At 39.4% G+C, this 22,196-nt stretch carries 13 protein-coding genes and 1 pseudogene; 8 read left to right on the forward strand and 6 right to left on the reverse strand.

The window, feature by feature from the left end:
• Positions 1 to 110: 110 nt before the first annotated feature.
• Both KAN5_RS03905 and KAN5_RS03910 read left to right on the forward strand, forming a co-directional pair.
• On the forward strand, positions 111 to 815 hold the full coding sequence (locus KAN5_RS03905; RefSeq protein WP_016707503.1) for a SapC family protein: 705 nt from the start codon (positions 111 to 113) through the stop codon (positions 813 to 815).
• 123 nt (positions 816 to 938) lie between these two features.
• The gene (locus tag KAN5_RS03910; protein WP_016707502.1) at positions 939 to 1,988 is read left to right on the forward strand and encodes an isoaspartyl peptidase/L-asparaginase; all 1,050 of its coding nucleotides are present in this window, start codon (positions 939 to 941) and stop codon (positions 1,986 to 1,988) included.
• An 11-nt stretch (positions 1,989 to 1,999) separates the two neighbouring features.
• Here the strand turns inward: KAN5_RS03910 and KAN5_RS03915 are convergent, their stop codons facing one another.
• From KAN5_RS03915 to dinG, 6 genes and pseudogenes are all read right to left on the reverse strand, one after another.
• On the reverse strand, positions 2,000 to 2,170 hold the full coding sequence (locus KAN5_RS03915; RefSeq protein ID WP_016707501.1) for a DUF2496 domain-containing protein: 171 nt from the start codon (positions 2,168 to 2,170) through the stop codon (positions 2,000 to 2,002).
• Positions 2,163 to 2,435 (reverse strand): late competence development ComFB family protein, encoded by a 273-nt coding sequence (locus tag KAN5_RS03920; protein WP_029216046.1) that lies wholly within the window; start codon positions 2,433 to 2,435, stop codon positions 2,163 to 2,165. The genes KAN5_RS03915 and KAN5_RS03920 overlap by 8 nt, the downstream gene beginning before the upstream one ends.
• 37 nt (positions 2,436 to 2,472) lie before the next feature.
• A complete protein-coding gene (locus tag KAN5_RS03925) occupies positions 2,473 to 3,375 on the reverse strand; it encodes a histone deacetylase (RefSeq protein ID WP_244390534.1) in 903 nt (300 codons plus the stop codon).
• Entirely contained in the window at positions 3,375 to 3,995 is a 621-nt protein-coding gene (locus tag KAN5_RS03930) for a primosomal replication protein (protein WP_016707498.1), read from the reverse strand. The genes KAN5_RS03925 and KAN5_RS03930 overlap by 1 nt, the downstream gene beginning before the upstream one ends.
• 1 nt (position 3,996) lies before the next feature.
• A pseudogene (locus tag KAN5_RS03935) lies at positions 3,997 to 4,772 on the reverse strand (TSUP family transporter).
• Entirely contained in the window at positions 4,772 to 6,847 is a 2,076-nt protein-coding gene (dinG, locus tag KAN5_RS03940; RefSeq protein ID WP_244390535.1) for an ATP-dependent DNA helicase DinG, read from the reverse strand. The pseudogene KAN5_RS03935 and the gene dinG overlap by 1 nt, the downstream one beginning before the upstream one ends.
• A gap of 60 nt (positions 6,848 to 6,907) precedes the next feature.
• On the opposite strand from dinG, the gene KAN5_RS03945 reads away from it, so the two are divergent.
• The 6 genes from KAN5_RS03945 to KAN5_RS03970 all read left to right on the forward strand — a co-directional run bounded on the left by KAN5_RS03945 (position 6,908) and on the right by KAN5_RS03970 (position 22,142).
• Positions 6,908 to 9,307: a DNA polymerase II gene (locus KAN5_RS03945; protein WP_244390536.1), complete on the forward strand. Its 2,400-nt coding sequence runs from the start codon at positions 6,908 to 6,910 to the stop codon at positions 9,305 to 9,307.
• A gap of 276 nt (positions 9,308 to 9,583) precedes the next feature.
• Positions 9,584 to 12,238 (forward strand): TonB-dependent receptor, encoded by a 2,655-nt coding sequence (locus KAN5_RS03950; protein ID WP_016707494.1) that lies wholly within the window; start codon positions 9,584 to 9,586, stop codon positions 12,236 to 12,238.
• Between the two features lie 61 nt (positions 12,239 to 12,299).
• Positions 12,300 to 13,247, forward strand: coding sequence for a class I SAM-dependent methyltransferase (locus KAN5_RS03955; protein ID WP_244390537.1), 948 nt, complete (start codon positions 12,300 to 12,302; stop codon positions 13,245 to 13,247).
• Positions 13,248 to 13,873: 626 nt separating this feature from the next.
• A complete protein-coding gene (locus KAN5_RS03960) occupies positions 13,874 to 16,528 on the forward strand; it encodes a TonB-dependent receptor (RefSeq protein WP_244390538.1) in 2,655 nt (884 codons plus the stop codon).
• A 650-nt stretch (positions 16,529 to 17,178) separates the two neighbouring features.
• Positions 17,179 to 20,124, forward strand: a complete 2,946-nt coding sequence (locus tag KAN5_RS03965; RefSeq protein ID WP_244390539.1) for a TonB-dependent receptor — start codon at positions 17,179 to 17,181, stop codon at positions 20,122 to 20,124.
• Between the two features lie 59 nt (positions 20,125 to 20,183).
• Positions 20,184 to 22,142: a S9 family peptidase gene (locus KAN5_RS03970; RefSeq protein WP_244390540.1), complete on the forward strand. Its 1,959-nt coding sequence runs from the start codon at positions 20,184 to 20,186 to the stop codon at positions 22,140 to 22,142.
• Positions 22,143 to 22,196: the final 54 nt, after the last annotated feature.

Raw genomic sequence — 22,196 nt, forward strand, 5'->3', positions numbered from 1 at the left:
TCAGCGTACAAATTGCAACAAACATTTCACTTCCATTTTTGTGGCAAAACCTTTAGCCTTAGGGCACTAACAGCAAAATAAATTTATTTATATAATAACGGAGCAGTAACATGGCGGAGCAACAAGTACAGCCTTTACACAACGAAAAGCATGCCAACACTAAAATTCAAAATGGCATTAATGTAGAATTTTTAAAAACTCAACACTTAGTGCCAGTTGTTGCACATGAGTTTGCGCGTGTAGCAAATGAGTTCCCTATGTCTTTCGTTAAAAATAACGAAACAGGTCAATTTCAAGCGGTAGCAATGTTTGGTTTAGAGCCAGGCGAAAACCTTTTTGTACAAGATGGTAAATGGACTGCAGCGTTTGCACCTATGGCAACAACACGCTACCCACTTGGTTTGGTTAAACACCCACAAGAAGATCAATACGGTATCGTAATTGACGAAGCAAGCCCATTAGTGGGTGAGGCTGAAGGCAATGCATTATTCGAAAACGGTGAAGAAACTGATTACTTAAAGCGTCGTAAAGAAGCCTTAGTATCATTCATTGAGTTTTCTCATGTAACAGAAGCATTCACTAAGTATCTTGCTGATAAAGAACTTTTAGTAGCTCAAACATTAACTGTTGATATCAAAGGCGAGAAAAAAGACATTAACGGTATTTACCTTATCGATGAGAAAAAACTTAACGAGTTAAGCGATGAAGAGTTCTTAGAACTCCGTAAGCGTGGTTACCTAGCTCCGATTTACTCATTCTTAACGTCTACGCACCAAGTAGCACGTTTGGCTCGTTTAAAAGCGCAACAAGCGTAATTTATACGAACTACTAAAAAGCGCCATTTGGCGCTTTTTTTGTATCTTTTATCTGGTTAGGCTTGTAATTTAGCACAAGTTTATTCACATTGGAGGTACTTACTTCCAACACAAGTTACCTGTATGAACAAGTCACTTTTTAGCGCGTTACTCACTGCGTGCTGTTTAACGTTAAGTCCATTAGCTATCGGTGCGCCAGCATCGACTCAATCTAGCCCGTTTGCAATTGCAATCCATGGTGGTGCTGGTACGATTGAAAAAAGCCGTTTTACCCCTGAACAAGACAAAGCCTACCGAGCAAAGTTACAAGAAGCGGTTGAAACAGGCTATAAAGTGCTTGAGCAAGGTGGCCAAAGCCTTGATGCAGTGACTGCGGCAATTAATGTGTTAGAAAACTCTCCGTACTTTAATGCAGGACGTGGAGCGGTGTATACATATGATGGCAGCCATGAATTAGATGCATCGATTATGGATGGTCGCGATCGTCAAGCGGGCGCTGTAGCTGGGGTTAAACATATAGAAAACCCAATAAATTTAGCTCGTTTGGTAATGGAAGAGTCGGTACATGTGATGCTCAGTGGTCAGGGGGCCGAAGAATTTGCTAAAGAGCAGGGTGTCCCTTTGGTTGAAAACAATTTATTTGACACTGAAAATCGCTATAAAGCTTTGCTAAAAGCCAAAGAGAAATTAGATAAAGCAAAAGCCACCAGTAAAGATTATCAGGCAGCTCATCACGCATTACCGGTAAATTATAAAATGGGCACAGTTGGTGCGGTTGCGCTGGATAAAAACGGTAATTTAGCGGCGGGTACCTCAACAGGCGGTATGACGGCGAAACGTTTTGGCCGTATTGGTGATGCGCCAGTGATAGGCGCGGGAACTTTCGCTGAAAATGAATCATGCGCGGTATCTGCTACCGGACATGGTGAGTATTTTATACGCTACAATGTCGCTGCAGATATTTGTGCCCGAGTTAAATATCAAAATAAAACCATTGGTCAAGCTGGTGATGAGGTGATTAACGGTGTGCTCAAACCTATAGGTGGCACTGGAGGGGTCATTATTGTTGATAATAAAGGAAATATTAGTTTACCGTTTAATACCAGCGGTATGTATCGTGCAAGCAAATCGAATACGCAGGCTACTTATGTGGCGATTTTTGATGATGAGTAAAATGGTTAGGCTTAAGCTAACTGATTATTTATGAGCTGCTCACGTTTTCGTTCATAATCAGCTTTTATAATCTCCAGTGCATTTAGCACATCTTCTGGAGCAACCTCGTGTTGCTCCAAGAGCATAATCAAGTCAACGGCAAGTTTTACATGAGTGGGCGCTTGTTCAAGTTCTTTAGTCATCTAAGTTCTTCTTTTTTGCGATTTGGCTTATCGCGACATCAATCGCTATATTAACACGCTCTTGTATATGAATACGTTCTACTTGTGGTAAATAAAATTCCATATCAACATCATAGCGAATATAACGTGCAGGTAGTTGATTGAGTACAGTGCAACAAAAGTCGGCCATTACATCTTCACTATAACTTTTTTCAAGTTGTCGTTTACCGATCTCTTCAATTACAATTTTTTCATAATAGTTGTGGATATCGTCATGTAATCGCACAGTATTGCCTGCTACGTCATTTATCATTGTATTTAGTCTATACCAAGCTTGGGGATAAATCGACAATGGCTCGAAAAAGCTGTTTATGGACAGTGACTAATTGTTGCGTATCACGTTGATAGCCGCCACCTAAAGCGCACATTATGGGGATAGCATGTTGCCGGCAGGTATTAAGGATGAGTAAATCCCGCTGATAGACGCCCTCTAAGCTGATATCAAAATGACCGAGCTCATCGCCTTGGTAAATGTCCGCGCCAGCATTATATAAGATGATATCTGGTTGATGTAGACGAATACAAAAATCGAGGGCACTTTTTAGTGTATTTAGGTATTCATCATCCGTTGTGCCAGCATCGATGGCAAAGTCATAGTCAGATTGTTGTTTTAATCGAGGAAAATTTTGTTGGCAATGAATTGAACAAGTGATCACATCTTCCTGAGCACTACAAATTTCGGCGGTTCCATCGCCTTGGTGTACATCACAATCGAATATTAGGACACTGGATACTTGATCCGTATTTATAAGATGTGCGGCAGCGATGGCGAGATCGTTAAAAATGCAAAAACCACTGCCGTAAGTGCTATACGCATGGTGATATCCACCACTGAGGTTTACCGCCAATTGTGTTGTTAAAGCCGACTCAGCGGCTTGGATACTGGCACCGACAGAATATAGTGTGCGTTCAAGCAATTGATTTGACCAGGGGAAACCCATTTTCTTAATTTCTTTTTCAGTTAACTGGCCACTAATAAAGCGTTCAGTATATTCACGGGTGTGGCAAAGTTGGATTTGTTCATTCGTTGCTTTATGTGGACGAATAAAGTCAGTAAAACCTAGCTCTGTAATAGCGTGTTTCAGCAATTGATACTTAGTAATAGGAAAGCGGTGGCGTTGCGGTAATGCAAGTCTTGAATAGAGTGGGTGATAATAGACGGCCATTAGCGTAATTGTTGTTTCTCTACTTGTTGAATTTTTTCTTCGGTAGCCGATATAGCTTTGCGACAACGACCTAGCCGGCCGTGTAGTGCTAAGATCTCAAGGTTAATGGCTTTCGCTTTGATAGGGCCCACGTTTTGCATTTTAAGTTTACATTCTTCCACCATTAATACTAAACGACGTTCGAACTCATGATTTTGTTTTAACTCGTCATATAATTCATGAGCGGGTTGCATAATCTTCTTAACTGCGTGCTGATAAGGTGCTGTTTGGTTTGTCACTTTATGGCGAGGTTTATACGTGCTTTTGTTCTCTTTTTCCCAAATAGGCGTCGATTTTATAACGTTAAATACTGCTTGCACTTGGTTAGCAATTCGTACTAACGCATAATTATGAGCATGGCGGCGATCCAGTGGTGGAAGGGTATTTACTTCATCTTCAATTTCTAGGACGTAATCAACAAGCTTCATACTTTTGGTGGTAAAAACACCACGGTCAAATAGGCTAGGTTGCGCTTGCATATAGCGGTTTTTAGCAAATAATTTAGCTTTATCAAACTGCTCTGCATGCTGCTTTAAAGTAGCAACTTGTTGGCAAAGTTTATCAAAAGACGCTGTATGCATATTATAAGTAAGCCTCATAAATTAGTTTTAACGCTAAAATAATCACCACGGTATTAAAAACAGGACGAATAAACTTACTGCCAAAACGAATTGCAGAATGAGCACCTAACCAAGCGCCAAACATTAAAAACAAGCCCATTGTAATACCCAGCAAAAAGTTAACATGGCCCAGTGCAACAAATGTAATAAGTGATACAAAGTTAGAAACAAAGTTCATTGAACGGGCAAGGCCACAATTTAGTAATAAACTCATTTTGTATAGCAAGCTATTAGAGGCTGTCCAAAAAGTGCCAGTACCTGGGCCTGCTAAGCCATCAAAAAAGCCTAAGCTCAAACCTTGCAACCATTGTTTTATTTTGGTCGCTCTATTGAGTGGCGGAAGATTATCATGTTCAACTGTGCTTAAATTACCAAACAAGCTATAGCAGGCAACTAAAATGATCACCACAGGGAGAAGCTTGTTTAAAAACTCAATGCTCAGGTAGTCAACTATTAGAGTTCCCAGTAAAGCGCCAATGGCGGTTGCGATAATTGAAGCGGCCCAAAACCGAGGACTGAAGAGTTGTTTACGAAAATATGTGATACTCGCTGTGAGAGAGCCAAAGCTTGCGGCGAGTTTATTTGTTCCCAGTGTTAAATGGGGGGAAGGCCAGCAGTTAAAAGCGCGGGTACAGTTAACATACCGCCACCACCGGCCACGGCATCAATAAAGCCTGCGGCAAGCGCCACAGCACAAAGAAGTGCCCATGTTGTTGGGTCTAGTGCAAGTTCAAACATTAATAATCTATTTGTCTTTTAAAGGGTGGTAATGTGTCCAGCATGGCTTTGCCATATCGCTTAGTCACTAAACGGCGATCGAGGATGGTGATCCGACCTTGATCGTTTTCTTTACGCAGCAGTCTACCACAGCTTTGTACTAATTTCTTTGCCGCATCGGGAACTGTAATAGATAAAAATGGATTGCCGCCTTTGCTTTGTACAAATTCTGCTTGTGCCTCTTCAATAGGTGATGTGGGCACCGCGAATGGAATTTTAGTGATCACTAAGTTTTCAAGGTATTTACCCGGTAAATCGAGGCCTTCGGATAAACTTTGCGTGCCAAATAAAATACTGCCTTTGCCTGCATCAATATTCTTTGTATGTTGTTTAAGTAGTGCTTCGCGTGACATTTCACCTTGCACTAAAATATCTAGGTTTTTAGCGCGTAGGGCTTTCACAACATGATCCATCTGCCAGTATGAAGCAAATAATACTAAATTAGCTTGCTGCTTATTTAGGTGATTAGGTAAAACGTTGGCTAAATGATCGCTAAACTCTTTATCTGTCGGCTCTATTTGTGATCTTGGAATGTGCAAGGTTGCTTGGTTTGGGTAATCAAAAGGGGAAGGCACTTTTAAGTATTTTACCCCTTCTTCTTTAGCAAGCCCGCTTTCATAAGCAAAATGGTCAAATGAGCCAAGTGCTGTGAGTGTGGCTGAACATAAAACGGCACCAGCACATTCTCGCCAGAGTTTATCTTTTAAGTAATAACCTACTTCAATAGGGCAGTCACTTAATAAGTGATCGTGATGATTTTTGTACTCTAAGCGTTTTATCCAGCGTGCATGGGGTGTGCCTTCCCCCTTAGTTGCGTAGCTAAACCAGAGCTTGTTTAATTGTTCAAGGCGATTAATATAATGGCCACTTTCACCTAAAATAGGATCAGCCACATAAGGTTTGATATCGCCATCACTTACATCTTGAACAAGTGTGTCGTGCATTTTATTTAAACAGCGTAACGCATCTAAGGTCGCTTCACTGATATCCTTGGCTTTAGTGTGTAACGACTCGGGGATTTCACCGTGTTCGAATCGGTATGTATCGTCTTTTGAATAATTAAAATCAGCATTATCCAAAATATCACGCACTATTTTTAAATCTTTAGTAGCATCATTAATACTGTCGCAAAGCTTAAAGTTCTGTCCTATAGCTTTTTGACCAACTAACACTTTAGCCATTTTGCCACTGAATTTAGTGAGTTTGTCAAGCCAGTCAATGGTGCCTTTAATTGTGGCTGCGGCTGATGAGAAATCACGGGTAATATGAGCCAGGTGATGGGCCTCATCAATAACGTAAATGCTATTATCAGGCTCGGGCAAAATTTTCCCGCCGCCTAAATCAAGATCAGCCAGCAATAAAGAATGATTAATAACGAGCACATCCATCTGCATTAAGCGCTGGCGAGCAAGTTGAAACGGACAGGTTTGATGGGCTTTCATTTGCCGTTGGCAGGCGTGTTTATCACAGGCAATCAATCCCCACACACGATCCGGAATGGTATCGGCCCAACTATCTCTATCACCTTGCCATTTTTTATTGGTGTAAGCATCGTAGAGCTGCTGCAAACATTTAGTTTCCATTTCACTCAGTGGTGATGAGAGTGTGGGCATAAACTCCATTTGTGTTTGGCTGTCACCGTTGACTGCATTATGCAGTTTATGAGCGCATAAGTAGCGCTGGCGACCTTTCACTAAATCAAATTTGAAATCAAGGCCAGAGTGTTTTTTAAAAAAGGGCAGTTCTTTGCTTATTAATTGTTCTTGTAATGCAACTGTTGCGGTTGAAATAATGAGCTTCTTTTTTTGCGCAAGTGCCAGTGGTAATGCGCCTAAACAATAAGCTAGCGACTTTCCTGTGCCTGTTCCTGCTTCTATGACGCAAATTCGTTGCTTTTTGTGGTATTCGCCTGCCAGCGTTTTGGCTATTTCAGCCACTAGATAATTTTGACTACTGCGGGGACGATAATCATTGAGGTTGTTGGCCACATGCTTATGAATTTTTCTTATCGTTGTTTTTAATGTATCAGAAAGCATGGGTGAATAACCTAAAGTATGTATATAATTACAGTGCTGTATATTAATTGGGATCGAACATTGACACAAGCAATCTATCAAGGCTTTATTCTTTCAAGGCAACAATATGCCGCAGATAAGTATAGTCGCCATAGCGGGATCACTCTGTGCTATTGGCTAAGTTCAGATCATGGGCCGCTAAAAGTGTTAGTACCAAATCAGCAAGCCGTATTTTTTATTCCACTAAAACAGCAAGTTGTTGCTGAGCAGTTGTTAGCGGCACAAAACATAACAGCCGAGTTTAAAGATGTCTCAATGAAACATTTTAGTGGCGAGCAATGTATAGCTTGTTATTTCTCAAACACACATGCTCTTTACCAAGCAAGGCAGCTATTTGAGAGCCAACCGTTTGATAATCAAATTACAGTATATGAAGGTGATGTGCGCCACAGCGACCGTTTTTTAATGGAACGATTTATTCGTGGTGCTGTGTGGGTGACTGGCGATATTACTCAACAAGCAGGTTATATTCAAATTGATAACGCACAGCTAAAAGCCGCCAAACCGTATATTCCACAGTTGAAGACGGTGTCATTAGATATAGAGTGCAGTGGGGAAGGGGTACTGTATTCTGTCGGTTTAGTGGGACAGGGAATTGACTGCGTCATTATGATCGGCGAGCCAGTATTGGAGTCTGTACACAACAAGCAAACAATTTATTGGTGCCACGATGAGATTGATTTACTGACTAAATTACAACAGTTGCTACATGATGTCGATCCCGATATTATTATCGGTTGGAACGTCATTGAGTTTGATTTTTCAGTACTAAACCGCCGCGCTGAGGCGTTGGGTGTTAAATTATTACTGGGGCGTGGGCATGGACAACTACAAATACGCGAAGGGCATTTTACCCGTTTAACCCTACCTGGACGTTGTGTGATTGATGGAATTGATACACTTAAAAACGCCACTTATCACTTTGATAGTTTTTCACTAGCGAATGTGAGTCATAAAGTACTTGGTGAAAAAAAGCTAATTCAAATCGATAATCGCCTTAGTGAAATTGTTCGTCAATTTAATGAGGATAAGCTATCACTTGCAGCTTACAACCGCCAAGACTGCATACTCGTTAAGCGAATTTTTGAGCAATTAAATTTAATTGAATTTGCTATAGTTCGCACTCAGTTAACAGGACTTGAGTTGGAGCGAATGGGGGGCTCAGTAGCGGCATTTACTAATTTATATTTGCCTCTTTTACATCGCAGTGGTTATGTTGCCCCTAATTTAGGCGATCATGGTTTATCGTTTGAAAGCCCTGGCGGATTCGTCATGGAGTCAATTCCTGGGCTATATAAAAATGTCATAGTGCTGGACTTTAAAAGCTTGTATCCATCTATCATGCAAACATTTTGCATTGATCCACTTGGACTAATTCGTGGTTTAGCCGAGCCAGTAAACGCAATACCAGGCTTTAAAGACGCCTTTTTTTCACGTACAGAGCACCACTTACCTAATTTAATAAAAACGTTAGCGTCTTCAAGGCAGCATGCAAAAAACACAGAGCAGCCCATGCTGTCTCAAGCGATTAAAATTATCATGAACAGTCTATATGGCGTATTAGGCTCCAAAGGTTGCCGATTTTATGATCCACGTTTATCCAGCTCCATCACTTTACGCGGACATGAAATCATGCAAACCACTCGCCAGTGGATTGAAGAGCTTGGCTACACAGTTATTTACGGTGATACGGATTCAACATTTGTGAGTTTACCTGACGAACTCGATGCTTCAGCTTGTGAAGTGATCGCTAAGCAACTAGCTATTACGATCAATGAGAAATGGCAACACACGATAAAGCAGCGCTTTGCTACACCAAGTTATTTAGAAATTGAGTTTGAAACTTTATATAGCCCGTTTTTTATGCCAACCATACGTGGTAAAACAACAGGTTCAAAAAAGCGTTACGTAGGCCAAGTAGATACAAAAGGCAAAAAAGAACTTATTTTTAAAGGAATGGAAACAGCACGCAGTGATTGGACCGAGCTCGCCCACGAGTTTCAAACAGAATTATTCGCCACTTTGTTCCTCGATAACTTCAATGTTGAAATGTTAACTCCCATTATTGAAAGTTACATTACACGGTTATATGCGGGAGAGTTTGACAGTAAACTTGTTTACAGAAAACGACTTGGTCAACATTTGATCGATTACCAAAAGAACGTTCCGCCGCAAGTACAAGCAATAAAAAAATACCAATCTGTTTACCCCGACTTTGTGATCAACAAAGGGCAGGTTGTTGAGTACGTGTACACAAAGTCTGGCGCTGAATTGTATTTGCAACAGATAACACCTTCCGATTATCAATTTGACTACAGTGTTTATGTTGAAAAACAATTAAAGCCTATTGCGCAAATGATTCTACACCCTCTTAATCACGATTTTATTACAGATAGCGAAGCACAATTATCGCTGTTGTGAACCGTTCCTAATTATGGAATTATTGTGTTCAGGTTACTAATAAAGTTATTAAAGAAGAGTTAACCGTGTATTGGTTGTCCCATTTTTCTCTATTTTTGTACCTGTTATGGCAATATTTTGTGCTGTTATCTGTTTTTAGATTAAATAAACGTGAACAAATGTTGGCATATTGATTTTTTTTGTTTAGTATCGTTGTGTGTTTGCAATGCAAACGTTGCAAATGTTTACAAAAGCTAAATAAAAATAACCACAAAATAGTGGTCCAGGGAGAATCAAATGTTAAATAATAAAGTTTCAAAGGCAGTTCGCTTAGCGATCGCTTTTGGCGCCGTTTCGTCGGGCGCATTTTCTGCTAGCTCAATCGCGGCAGAAGAAAATGATGGCGTTGATAAAGTTGAACGTATCCAAGTTACAGGTTCACGTATTAGACGTACTGACCTAGAAGGTTCAATTCCTGTAACAGTCATTGACCGTGCTGCAATTGATATGTCGGGTCAAACCTCTGTTTCTGACTTGTTACGTAATACAAGTTTTAACTCTGCAGGTTCATTCCGTCCTCAGTCTGGTAGCTCTGCGCAAGGTGTTTCTCAAGTAAACTTACGTGGTCTTGGTGCATCACGCTCGTTAATCTTAGTAGATGGTCGTCGTCTACCTAAATCACCATCAACTGGTAACTCACAGGATTTGAACTCAATCCCTATGGCTGCTGTTGAGCGTATCGAAATTCTATCTGACGGTGCTTCTGCGGTATACGGTTCAGACGCTATCGCTGGTGTAATCAACGTTATCACTCGTAAAGATTTTAATGGTGCAGAATTACGCATCGGTGCTGGTGATGTGAGCCTACCTAATGAAGGTGGTGATCGTGAAGAAGGCTCTGCAGTTTTTGGCGCGTCAAGCGACAATGCATCAGTAATTGGTGGTGTATCGTGGAATAACCGCGATATTATCTATGAAAATGCTTATGATTGGGTTCAACCAGGTGTTTCTAGTTTTGGTGTGAATGCATTCAACCCAGCAGAAGGCCAAGGTTATAAATCAATTATCTCGCAACAAGAGTGTGAGGGCTTAGAAAACTTCATTTATACAAGTACAGATCTGTGTGGCTATAACTTTAACGCTACCAATGCGAATGAAGCATCAACGGGTAACCAATCTGCGTTCTTAAAAGCAGAATATGAGATCAACGATGATTGGAAAATTTTATCACATACTTTAGTTTCAAAAACTAAATCGTTTGGTCGTTATGCACCTTCATTAAATGATGCCGGTGATGCAGCATTCTTATCAGATACAAGTCCAAATAACCCAATCAACCCTAATGGCGCTTTTTATGATGCTGACTTCGCTGCAGCAGTAGAAGCACAAAGAGCACAAGAAATTGCCAATGGCGATGATCCTAGTTTAGTACAAATTCGTCACCGTTTTGCTGCTCTAGGTAACCGTGATAATTCTGTTGATAACTGGTCAACTGACTTCTTATTGAGTGCTGAAGGTCAAATTGGCGATGTGTTCGTTGATTTCGGTGTACGTAAGAACAAAACTAAAACCTATGAAATCGGTCGTAACTACTTAATGGGTAGTAACGCACGTGTTGCAATGGACAGTGGCGCATACATGCTAAACGACCCATTTGGTGAGCGTTTTACAACTGATGCAGAGAAAAGTGATTATCAAGCGTTACTAAGTGGCTTAAAAGTTACTACGTCACGTATCGGTGTATTTAATCAAGAAGAAGCTTTTGCTTCAGCGTCATTTGATGTAATGGAAATTGGCGGCGGTACTATCCAAGCAGTTGTTGGTGCTGAATACCGTAAAGAAGAATACTCTGATACATATGATTCACTTTCAGAAGCAGGTCAAGTTGGTGGTTCATCAGGTAACAGTGCTGGTGGTTCACGTGATGTTAAAGGCGCATACTTTGAAGCATTAATTCCTATCTTAGAAGATCTAGAGATGAGCGTTGCAGGACGTTACGATAGCTATTCTGATTACGGTAGTGATTTCTCACCGAAAGTATCTTTCAAATATGACGTTATGGAAGGCTTAGTACTTCGTGCATCATACGGTGAAGGTTTCCGTGCTCCAACACTTGATATTACTACATCTAAACCAGCACCAGATAACCCATCAGTAAATGATGACCCTTCATGTGCTAACTTTGGTTTACCAGCAGGTTGTGATGTGCAAGTTAATGCAATCACTGTTGCAAACCCTGAGATTGGTTCAGAGTCATCTGAGCAACTATCGTTTGGTATGGCTTACCAACCAACAGATTGGTTAAACTTCTCTGCTGATTATTACGATATTGAAATATCTAACATGATCCGTTTCTTTGGTGCTAATACCATCCTAGACAGAGAGCAATCAGGTGATCCAATCCCTGCAGGCTTAGGCGTAGAACGTTTAAGCAATGGTGGTATCGACTTAATCACTCAAGGTTATGCAAATGAAGGTAGCTGGGCGATTAATGGTCTAGATCTAAACTTAAATACCACATTTGATTTTGGTAATGCGGGTACATTCCGTCAAACTCTTCAATGGAGTCACCAGTTTGAAAGTAAGATCGATGGCGGCCGTAATACGCTAAAAGATCCAGGTGAGCCACAAGATCGTGCCGTACTAAACAATACTTATGTTTGGAATGACTTTGATTTTGCTTGGAACATCAACTTAATTGGTAAACAGTATGAAGATGTTACCGCAAATGATAATGGTGGTGTGGACCGTACTGGTAATGTTGGCACATGGGTTACTCATGATTTACAAGTAACTTATAGCCTATCAACAGGTACAACAATTGCACTTGGTATGCAAAACGCATTCGAGAAAGAGCCTGAGTTAATTCCATACGATGGCCGTAACTATAACTTTAATCTTTACGATGCTTACGGACGTGTTTCATACATCCGTTTCACTCAAACGTTTTAAGATTTAATTTAAGTTAAATGAAAGGTGGGTTTATAACCCACCTTTTTTATTTGGATGAATAATGCAACATTGGAATTCATATTGGTCAAAAACCAAATCACTTAATAGCTTTGCAGAAGGAGAGCATGCACAGGGCTATACTGGTGAAATAGCCGAATTTTGGCAAACTACGTTTAACTCATTTCCGACTTCCGCAGCAATTTTAGACTTAGCAACAGGTAATGGTGGGTTAGCAGTCTTAGCACAACAATTTGGAGCTGATTTTAATATTTCAGCATCAGATGCCGCATTAATAGATCCTTTAACTATTTTTAGCCCGACAGATCCGTGCTTTGCAACGCTAGAAAAAATTCAGTTTTATGGAAATACGCCATCTGAAAATTTAACTTTTGTAAATGCTCAGTTTGATCGAGTTATAAGTCAATTCGGTTTTGAGTATGCAGAGCCAATAGCGGCCTTATCAGAAGTTAATAGGGTGTTAAAGAGTGGGGGGGAGTTTACAGCATTAATACATCATCAAGATTCCTTTATTTCTACTGATTGCAAAATTGGCTTAAAGATACTGAGTCAGTTGAATAACCCTGATGGCTTATTGGCACTACTGTATGACTTTGGTGATTTTTGCCAGGGTGTTGAGAACAAAGCTCAACTAACTGAAAGACAGCAAGCTCAATTTAAAGAAAAGAATGCTAATTTATTGAAAAAAGTGAAATTGCAACAAAGTGAATGTACTTCTGAAGATGAACTAGAGTGGTACAATTTACTTGTTAAAGAACTACTGCCCATTATTATGGATTGGCGACAGACTAATACAGCAAGAGTTATAAATACTCACGAAAAACTTACTGCTTTTCAATTACGTTTACAGGATCAATATGAAGCATCGTGGTCAAGCTTAGACATAGAGAATTTTAAGACTATCGCTGAAAATGAGTGGGTATCATTTGAGTTTGATGTTATGAAATTGGAAACGGGGATTTTATGTTGGATTATTAAGGCCGTTAAATAATAATTAAAGCATGGATGTTTTTATAAAACATTGCCCAGTGAGCAGCGTAACTTTAAGGTATATATTTGATAGTTTGAAATTTACGGTGTGGGGTAAACTTACCAGTCTGGTTTACTGTATAGTAAATCTAGATGACTCATTAATGCAACAAACTAAGGTTGAAGCTTAAGCGTAATAATTAGGTTTTTAATAGAAAAATTAGACCTATTCACTCAAGCTATGACTCTTATACAAAACGTTTTTCTAGATATGATGTTAACATTTAGTTACGTTGACAGTTCTTGACTGGGCTAAGTTAGTTTTAGGTAATATTTCCTCCGGTATCGCTTTTGATATCTCAATAATATTTGTCGGCTTTCGTTCTCCAACCCTCTACAAATTCATTGCTTTTTTAATAATGTTTAAATATTTTAAAACACTTGCTTGAAATTATATTAATTGTATTTTTTGTTTTTTAACTGTGATTCGGGTGTTGTTAAAGTTAAATAAGTGTTGACCTTTGGTTGTTCCTAATATTAGTATTAATTTACTGTATTGGGTACTTGTGTTCTTTGTGGATTCTAGGTGCCTGATATTTAAAGTTAATTACTAATAAAAGCACAGTAAATATGATCAGGGAGAATCAAATGTTAAATAATAAAGTTTCAAAGGCAGTTCGCTTAGCGATCGCTTTTGGCGCCGTTTCGTCGGGCGCATTTTCTGCTAGCTTAATCGCGGCAGAAGAAAATGATGGCGTTGATAAAGTTGAACGTATCCAAGTTACAGGTTCACGCATCAGGCGTACTGACCTAGAAGGCTCTATCCCTGTAACAGTTATTGACCGTGCTGCAATTGATATGTCGGGCCAAACGTCTGTTTCTGATCTATTACGTAATACGAGCTTTAACTCTGCCGGTTCATTTCGCCCGCAATCTGGTAGCTCTGCTCAGGGAGTTTCGTCGGTAAATTTACGTGGTTTAGGCTCTGAGCGTTCTTTAATACTTGTAGATGGCCGTCGTTTACCTAAATCACCATCAACAGGTAATTCGCAGGATTTAAATTCAATTCCTATGGCCGCTGTGGAGAGAATCGAAATTTTATCTGATGGTGCTTCTGCGGTATACGGCTCAGACGCTATCGCTGGTGTAATCAACGTTATCACTCGTAAAGACTTTAATGGTGCAGAATTACGCATCGGGGCTGGTGATGTGAGCCTACCTAATGAAGGTGGTGATCGTGAGGAAGGCTCTGCAGTTTTTGGCGCGTCAAGCGACAATGCTTCTGTAATTGGTGGAGTATCGTGGAATAACCGCGATATTATCTATGAAAATGCTTATGATTGGGTTCAACCAGGTGTTTCTAGTTTTGGTGTGAATGCATTTAACCCAGCAGAAGGGCAAGGTTTTAAATCGATTATTTCTCAGCAAGAGTGTGACGCTTTAGAAAACTTTAACTATACGAGTACAGATCTGTGTGGTTATAACTTTAATGCAACCAATGCGAATGAAGCATCAACGGGTAACCAATCTGCGTTCTTAAAAGCAGAATATGAGATCAACGATGATTGGAAAATCTTGTCTCATACTTTAGTCTCGAAAACGAAATCATTTGGTCGTTACGCACCTGCATTAAATGATGCCGGTGATGCGGTGTTTTTATCAGATACAAGCCCAAATAACCCAATCAATCCAAACGGTGCATTTTATAATGCTGATTTTGCTGCAGCAGTAGAAGCACAAAGAGCACAAGAAATAGCCAATGGTGATGAACCTAGTTTAGTAGAAGTGCGTCATCGCTTTGCTGCATTAGGCAACCGTGATAATTCGGTTGATAACTGGTCAACTGATTTTTTACTAAGTATTGAGGGGCAAATCGGTGATGTATTCGTTGATTTCGGTGCCCGTAAGAATAAAACCAAAACGTATGATATCGGACGCAACTATTTAATGGGTAGTAACGCACGTGTTGCAATGGACAGTGGCGCATATATGTTGAATGACCCATTTGGTGCTCGCTTCACAACGGATGCTGATAAAAGTGAATATGCAACATTATTAAGCGGTTTAAAAGTTACTACATCGCGTATTGGTGTATTCAATCAAGAAGAAGTGTTTGGCTCCGCATCATTTGATGTAATGGAAATTGGCGGCGGTACTATCCAAGCGGTTGTTGGTGCTGAATATCGTAAAGAAGAGTATTCGGACACATATGATTCACTTTCAGAAGCAGGTCAAGTTGGTGGTTCATCCGGTAACAGTGCTGGTGGTTCACGTGATGTAAAAGGTGCGTATGTTGAAGCATTAATTCCCATCTTAGAAAACCTAGAGATGAGTGTCGCAGGACGCTACGATAGCTATTCTGATTACGGTAGTGATTTCTCACCGAAAGTATCTTTCAAATATGACGTAATGGAAGGCTTAGTACTTCGTGCATCATACGGTGAAGGTTTCCGTGCTCCTACACTTGACATAACTACATCTAAACCAGCACCAGATAACCCAACGGTAAATGATGACCCTTCATGTGCTAACTTTGGTTTACCAGCAGGTTGTGATGTGCAAGTTAATGCAATCACTGTTGCAAACCCTGAGATTGGCTCAGAGTCATCTGAACAACTATCGTTTGGTATGGCTTACCAACCAACAGATTGGTTAAACTTTTCTGCCGATTATTACGATATTGAAATATCTAACATGATCCGTCTATTTGATGCTAATGAGATCTTAGACAGAGAACAATCAGGCGACCCAATTCCTACTGGTTTAGGCGTAGAACGTTTAAGCAATGGTGGTATCGACTTAATTACTCAAGGTTACGCTAATGAAGGTAGCTGGGCGATTAATGGTATTGATTTGAATTTAAATACCACGTTTGATTTTGGTGATGCGGGTACATTTCGTCAAACTCTGCAATGGAGTCATCAGTTTGAAAGTAAAATCGATGGTGGCCGTAATACGCTAAAAGATCCAGGCGAGCCGCAAGATCGTGCTGTGCTTAACAATACTTATACTTGGAATGACCTCGATTTTGCTTGGAACATCAACTTAATTGGTAAGCAATATGAAGATGTAACTCAATTAGATGATGGTTCTATTGAACGTACAGGTAATGTTGGTACATGGGTTACTCATGATCTACAAGTAACTTATAGCCTATCAACAGGTACAACAATTGCACTTGGTATGCAAAACGCATTCGAGAAAGAGCCTGAGTTAATTCCTTACGATGGCCGTAACTATAACTTTAATCTTTACGATGCTTACGGACGTGTTTCATACATCCGCTTTACGCAATCGTTCTAAAGTAAAGTATTGACCTTTTATTAGGTCTTATTAATTAAATTTAAACGCCTGATGCTCTAAACTCAGGCGTTTTTATTTTTAGTTACTTTAATCCTTTGTTAGGTTCTGTAATATCTTCCAAAAATTACTTTTTTCACCACTCTATTTCTTACAATATATAGAATAGGAAGTGTTTGAACTGCTTTGTAGAGTTAGCGTAGTTGCACACGAGTATTGTATCTTATCTGTTGATGGCTTTTTCATATAACCTGATTTAAAAAGCACTTAGTTACTATTCATTCGGTTTACTATTTAAGCATATAGTTGATGGGTATAAGGCATTTCACGCATTCGTTTAAAAGAAAGGATAGGCTTAAAAAATACTAGATTATAATCAACCCCCCATTCTTTTTATTCATTAGTCAGTAAAGCGACTTCATTTATTCTCTATGATGCATTGTTATTTAGGCAATAATCATGTTTTTGGGTTGATTTTTGTCTTTCTTGAGGTCGTTGTAATAACATTAACATAAATGTTATTTATGTGTTGACCTTGTGTTGCTGGCGGTATTAGTATTAACACTTAATTGGGTACTTTTGTAATTTGGTGCTCTTTTAAGTGTAATAAAACTAATAAAAATCATATTTCAATATGATCCAGGGAGAATAAAATGTTAAATAATAAAATTTCAAAAGCAGTTCGCTTAGCGATAGCTTTTGGTGCCGTCTCCACGACAGCATTTTCTGCAAGCTCTTTTGCAGCTGAGGAAGAAGTAGCAAAAGATAAAAAAGTAGAGAGGATTCAAGTTACAGGTTCACGTATCCGTACGGATAGTTTTGCTAGTGAAGTTCCAATTGATATTATTTCTGTTGAAGATGCTACAAATCAAGGTATTAAAACACTCGGTGATTTATTAAGAACAAGCACAGCAGCTGCTGGGTCAAATCAAGTTACTTCTGCATTAAGTGTTGGTTATGTTACAGCTGGCGGTAAGGGAACTGAAACAGCCTCATTACGTGGTTTAGGTGCTTCACGTACTTTAGTGTTGTTAAACGGTCGTCGCGCTGGGCCTGCTGGTACTCGTGGTCAAGTTCAGGCTTTTGACTTAAATACCATTCCTTTATCAACAATTGAGCGTGTTGAAATTTTAAAGGATGGTGCTTCATCTCTTTATGGTTCGGACGCTGTTGCTGGTGTAATTAATATTATTACAAAGAAAGGTGATGATAAGTCAGTTACAGTCGATTTTAGTCAACCATTTGAGTCAGGTGGCGAAGAGCAACGTATTAATTTTACTTTTGGTGAAGAGTATGACGAAGGCTCTTTCCGTGTTACTGCTGATTATAAAATCACAAAAGAGCTAAAGCGTGGGCAACGTGACTTCCTAGAATGTAGTGAACGTCTGATGTCTAACCTTGATGGCACTTCAGCTGATCCAATCGATCCACGAACAGGTAAAGCTCATTGTAATGAAACTGGTTTTGGTTTGTGGGTATATGATGCAGGTACATCAAACATTAAGGGAAGTGGTCCAAATTTAGCATATGACTATGATGGCTTTTTTGGTGCTAATGGTTATGAGAACTATAACTCAACTGCAACACAACCAGGGGACTTAACAACCCCAGATGGTTGGTATCCAGTTTCTTACGATAAAGAAAGTGATGGTTGGTGGGATCTAGATCACCCATTCCGTGATAATCAAACTATGCGACCAGAAACTAAAGTATGGTCTATTTTTGCGCAAGGTGATTTTAATATCACAGATGATATTAATGGTTACGCTGAATTTATTCATAGCTCGCGTACAACTAGTACACAAGATTATCGTCAATTTTGGATTGGTGATGTTGGCGCACAGCCTGCTGCTGCATTTGATGGCTTTGAAGGTAACGCATTTTTAATGCCTGTTGCTTTATCTGATCATTACAGCTCTGAAACAAATGTTGATTATACGCGTGCCGTTATTGGTTTCCAAGGCAGTTTTGGATTCTGGGATTGGGATGTTTCATATCAAAATAGTTATAATGATGGTGAATATCGCAATGATATATTCCTACGTGATTCTCTAGTTATGTCACAAAACCATTTAGCAGCAGGGACAAGTTGTAATGGTGAAAAAACTGAATTTTCTAATCGTTCATGTGTTGATATTCCATGGGCTGATCCTGACTTCTTAGCTGGTAATGCATCTCCTGAAGTACGCGACTTTATTTATGGGGAAGACATCGGTAATACAATTTATAAGCAACAAACTTTAGATGCTTATATAACCGGTGATATTTTTGAATTACCGGCCGGTGCTGTAGGCAGTGCATTTGGTTTCTCAATTCAAAAAGATGAAATTGATGACACTCCGGGAGAAAATACTATCCAAGGTAACTCTTGGGGATTAACGAGTGCGGGGCGTACTGCAGGTTCTCAAATTTCGCGCTCAGTTTATGGTGAGGTTCGCGTTCCTTTAGTTGCAGATGTTTTCTTAGTTGAGGCATTAGATGTAACGGGTTCATTCCGTTGGACTGACGTGTCTACTTACGGCAACGATACGACCTATAAACTTGGCCTAAATTGGGGAATTGTTGATGGGTTTAGCATTCGTGCTAACAGAGGTACTTCGTTCCGTTCACCGGCTCTTTATGAATTATATTTAGCAGATCAAAGTGGCTTTAATGGTCAAACTGCAATAGATCCTTGTTTAAACTGGGTTGATGAGTTTGCCGCAGGTAATATCACTGAGCTTACAGCTAATAACTGTCAAGCAGATGGTGTTCCTGAAAGTTACACTATTGGTGGTAGTTCTGCGACAATTTATACTAGTGGTGGCGCTGGCAGATTGTCAGCAGAGACTGCGGTTAATGAAACAATTGGTTTTGTTTGGACGAGCCCAGAAGATACGTTTGCTGCGTCAATTGACTACTATGACATTGTAATTTCAAATGAAGTTACAAGTTTAACAGGTTCACAAATTACTGGCAGATGTTATGAGTCTACAGACTTTGCAAACGAACCTCTATGTGACTTATTTACTCGCCGTACCGGACAGGATGGTGACTATGGTATCGATGTTGTTAATAGTGGTTATGTAAACGTTGCAAGTCAAACTGCACGTGGTGTGGATTATAACTTCACATATCAGGATGACTTTGATTTTGGTTCACTTCGTTTACGTTTAGAACATACGATGCAAATCGAACGTACATATAAAGTTTTCGAAGACAGTGAAGAAAATAATCTTGTTGGCGAGCTTGGTGAACCTAAGCATGTAGGTAATGTTTCATTAACTTATAGCTGGGAAGACTATAGCCTGACTTGGACATCGAATTATTATGATGCCACTAATGATTATGAATACTTAAATGATTCAAATGTAACTAGTTATCGTGGCGAAGAAGTTACAGTTGTACGTGAAACTCCTTGGGTAACTTATCATGCTCTTTCAGGTTCAGTTGATTTTGATAGTGGCTTAGATCTTACTGTAGGTGTTGCTAACTTGTTTGATGAAGAACCTCCAGTTGTTTCAGACAGTGGTACTCTAAACGTAGGTAATGCTGCGCTTTACTCACAATATGACCGTATTGGTCGTCGAGTATTTGCCAATATTACTTATCACTTCTAATTAGTTTTTAGTAATAATAAAAGCTCTCCAAGTGAGGGCTTTTTTTTTAAGGAAAAAGTATGAGTAAAATTACTATCGGCTTATTGCTCAGTTTATTTGTTTGTTTTAACGCTTCGGCTTTGACAATTAATGATAATGTGTTGCAAGCATATGCTAAGCATTCACAATATATAGATATTAAATTTTCCCCTGATGGAAAGTATTTGGCGTCTACATCTAGAAACGAAGAGGGAATAATTAGTTTAACTGTTTTAGATTTAAATAAAAGTGAAATCATTTCAGTGACCCGAGGAAGGGGTAAAGAGTCTGTCAGTAGCTTTAGCTGGCTGAATAATGAACGTTTATTGTTGACTATGGCTCGAGAATATGGCTCATTAGAAAAACCAGCACCAACTGGTGAGTTAATCTCTATGGATGCTGATGGCAAAAAGATGGTGATTCTTACAGGCCCTAGAGCTGAAAATAAAGAATACCGCTTTTCTTCAATAATCGATATTCTTCCTAATGAGCCAGACCAAGTTTTGATCTACAGTGTCTCTTTTACTTCATCAGAACCATTTATTGACCTTTATCGCATGAAAGTCACGACAGGACGTAAACGTCCCTTAGGTCGTATCCCTATGCGCGCTTATAAAGGGAGTAGTGTAAGTGTATTTACAAATAAAGATGGTGATGCTCTAGCTGCACAAGGTATAGATCCGAATAAGAATAATAAAATAATTTTATTAGCACGTGAAAATGTGGATGCTGAATGGAAAACTATCTTAGAGTCTAATGAGTATGAAGGCAGTTTTAGCCCAATGTATTTTTTAGATGATGGTGAAACGTTATTAGGCATCAGTGATTTAGAGACTGATACCAAGTCAATTGCAACCTTTAATATTAAGACGAAGCAGCATAAAGTTGTTTTGGCTAATAACAAAGCTGACTTAACGCCTATTAATAGTATAGTTAATGGCCAGCGTGGAGAGTTACTAGGTGCTGCTTATGAATATGATAAGCTTGATACGGTCTTTTTAGATTCAGTAAAAGACACAAAAAATCAAGCAATAATACAGAGTTTGGTTAAATCTTTTGACGGACAGGCGATCTCTATTATCTCTGCCACAAATGATAATAGCTCAATGATTGTTAAAACTTCATCTGCAAATGCACCAACTAAATTCTATTTATTCGATAATAATAAAAGAAAGTTGTCAGTGTTAACGCAAAGTAAGCCTTGGTTAACAAAAGATATACTACCAGAGACTCACACTATCACTTATAAAAGTCGAGATGGTTTAGAAATTACAGGACTACTTACGTTACCTAAGGGCAAACAAAAAAACCTTCCATTGATTCTTTTACCGCATGGTGGACCGCATGGGGTTAAAGATTCAGCTGTATATATAAATAGTGACACGAAAATATTGGCATACCACGGCTATGCAGTTTTTCAGCCTAACTTTCGAGGTTCGGGTGGTTTTGGAAAATCATTTTTAACTAAGGGCTTCAGAAAGTGGGGCACCGATATGATCAATGATATGACCGATGGGGTACATCATTTAATTGATTCAGGAGTTGCGAATAAAGATCGAGTGTGTGTTTATGGTGCTTCTTATGGTGGGTATGCGGCACTGCAAAGTGTTATAAACGAGCCTGATCTATATAAGTGTTCAATTGGTTTTGTTGGTGTTTATGATTTGGATTTAATGTTTACAGAGGGTGATATTCCAGAGAACGAATCAGGTATCAATTTTTTAAATACGGTACTACCGACAGGGGCAGACCGTGTTGCACAATCACCAGTTAAAAATGTAGATAAAATAAAAGTGCCAGTATTTATAGTTCAGGGGGAAGATGATGTACGTGTTCCTAAAGAACATGCGTTTCGCTTAAAATCAGAGTTAGATAAGCGCAACTTACCTTATGAGTGGTTAATGAAAGATGGTGAGGGACATGGTTTCTACAATCCGGATAATCAGGTTGAGCTTTGGAGTAAAATGCTTAAATTTTTAGATAAACATATAGGTGAGTAAATACAGCTATTAGTTAAGGTTTAGAGTAAAAACCGACTCCCATCTTTGGGGTCG

It is taken from the genome of Pseudoalteromonas sp. KAN5 (assembly GCF_022846535.1).
Taxonomy (GTDB): domain Bacteria; phylum Pseudomonadota; class Gammaproteobacteria; order Enterobacterales; family Alteromonadaceae; genus Pseudoalteromonas; species Pseudoalteromonas haloplanktis.

Excerpts from the sequence above, each read along its gene's own strand:
- KAN5_RS03915 (WP_016707501.1), bottom strand. The coding sequence starts at position 2,170 with ATGACTAAAGAACTTGAACAAGCGCCCACTCATGTAAAACTTGCCGTT.
- KAN5_RS03970 (WP_244390540.1), top strand. The coding sequence starts at position 20,184 with ATGAGTAAAATTACTATCGGCTTATTGCTCAGTTTATTTGTTTGTTTT.
- dinG (WP_244390535.1), bottom strand. The coding sequence starts at position 6,847 with ATGCTTTCTGATACATTAAAAACAACGATAAGAAAAATTCATAAGCAT.
- KAN5_RS03965 (WP_244390539.1), top strand. The coding sequence starts at position 17,179 with ATGTTAAATAATAAAATTTCAAAAGCAGTTCGCTTAGCGATAGCTTTT.
- KAN5_RS03930 (WP_016707498.1), bottom strand. The coding sequence starts at position 3,995 with ATGCATACAGCGTCTTTTGATAAACTTTGCCAACAAGTTGCTACTTTA.
- KAN5_RS03905 (WP_016707503.1), top strand. The coding sequence starts at position 111 with ATGGCGGAGCAACAAGTACAGCCTTTACACAACGAAAAGCATGCCAAC.
- KAN5_RS03950 (WP_016707494.1), top strand. The coding sequence starts at position 9,584 with ATGTTAAATAATAAAGTTTCAAAGGCAGTTCGCTTAGCGATCGCTTTT.
- KAN5_RS03960 (WP_244390538.1), top strand. The coding sequence starts at position 13,874 with ATGTTAAATAATAAAGTTTCAAAGGCAGTTCGCTTAGCGATCGCTTTT.
- KAN5_RS03955 (WP_244390537.1), top strand. The coding sequence starts at position 12,300 with ATGCAACATTGGAATTCATATTGGTCAAAAACCAAATCACTTAATAGC.
- KAN5_RS03910 (WP_016707502.1), top strand. The coding sequence starts at position 939 with ATGAACAAGTCACTTTTTAGCGCGTTACTCACTGCGTGCTGTTTAACG.
- KAN5_RS03925 (WP_244390534.1), bottom strand. The coding sequence starts at position 3,375 with ATGGCCGTCTATTATCACCCACTCTATTCAAGACTTGCATTACCGCAA.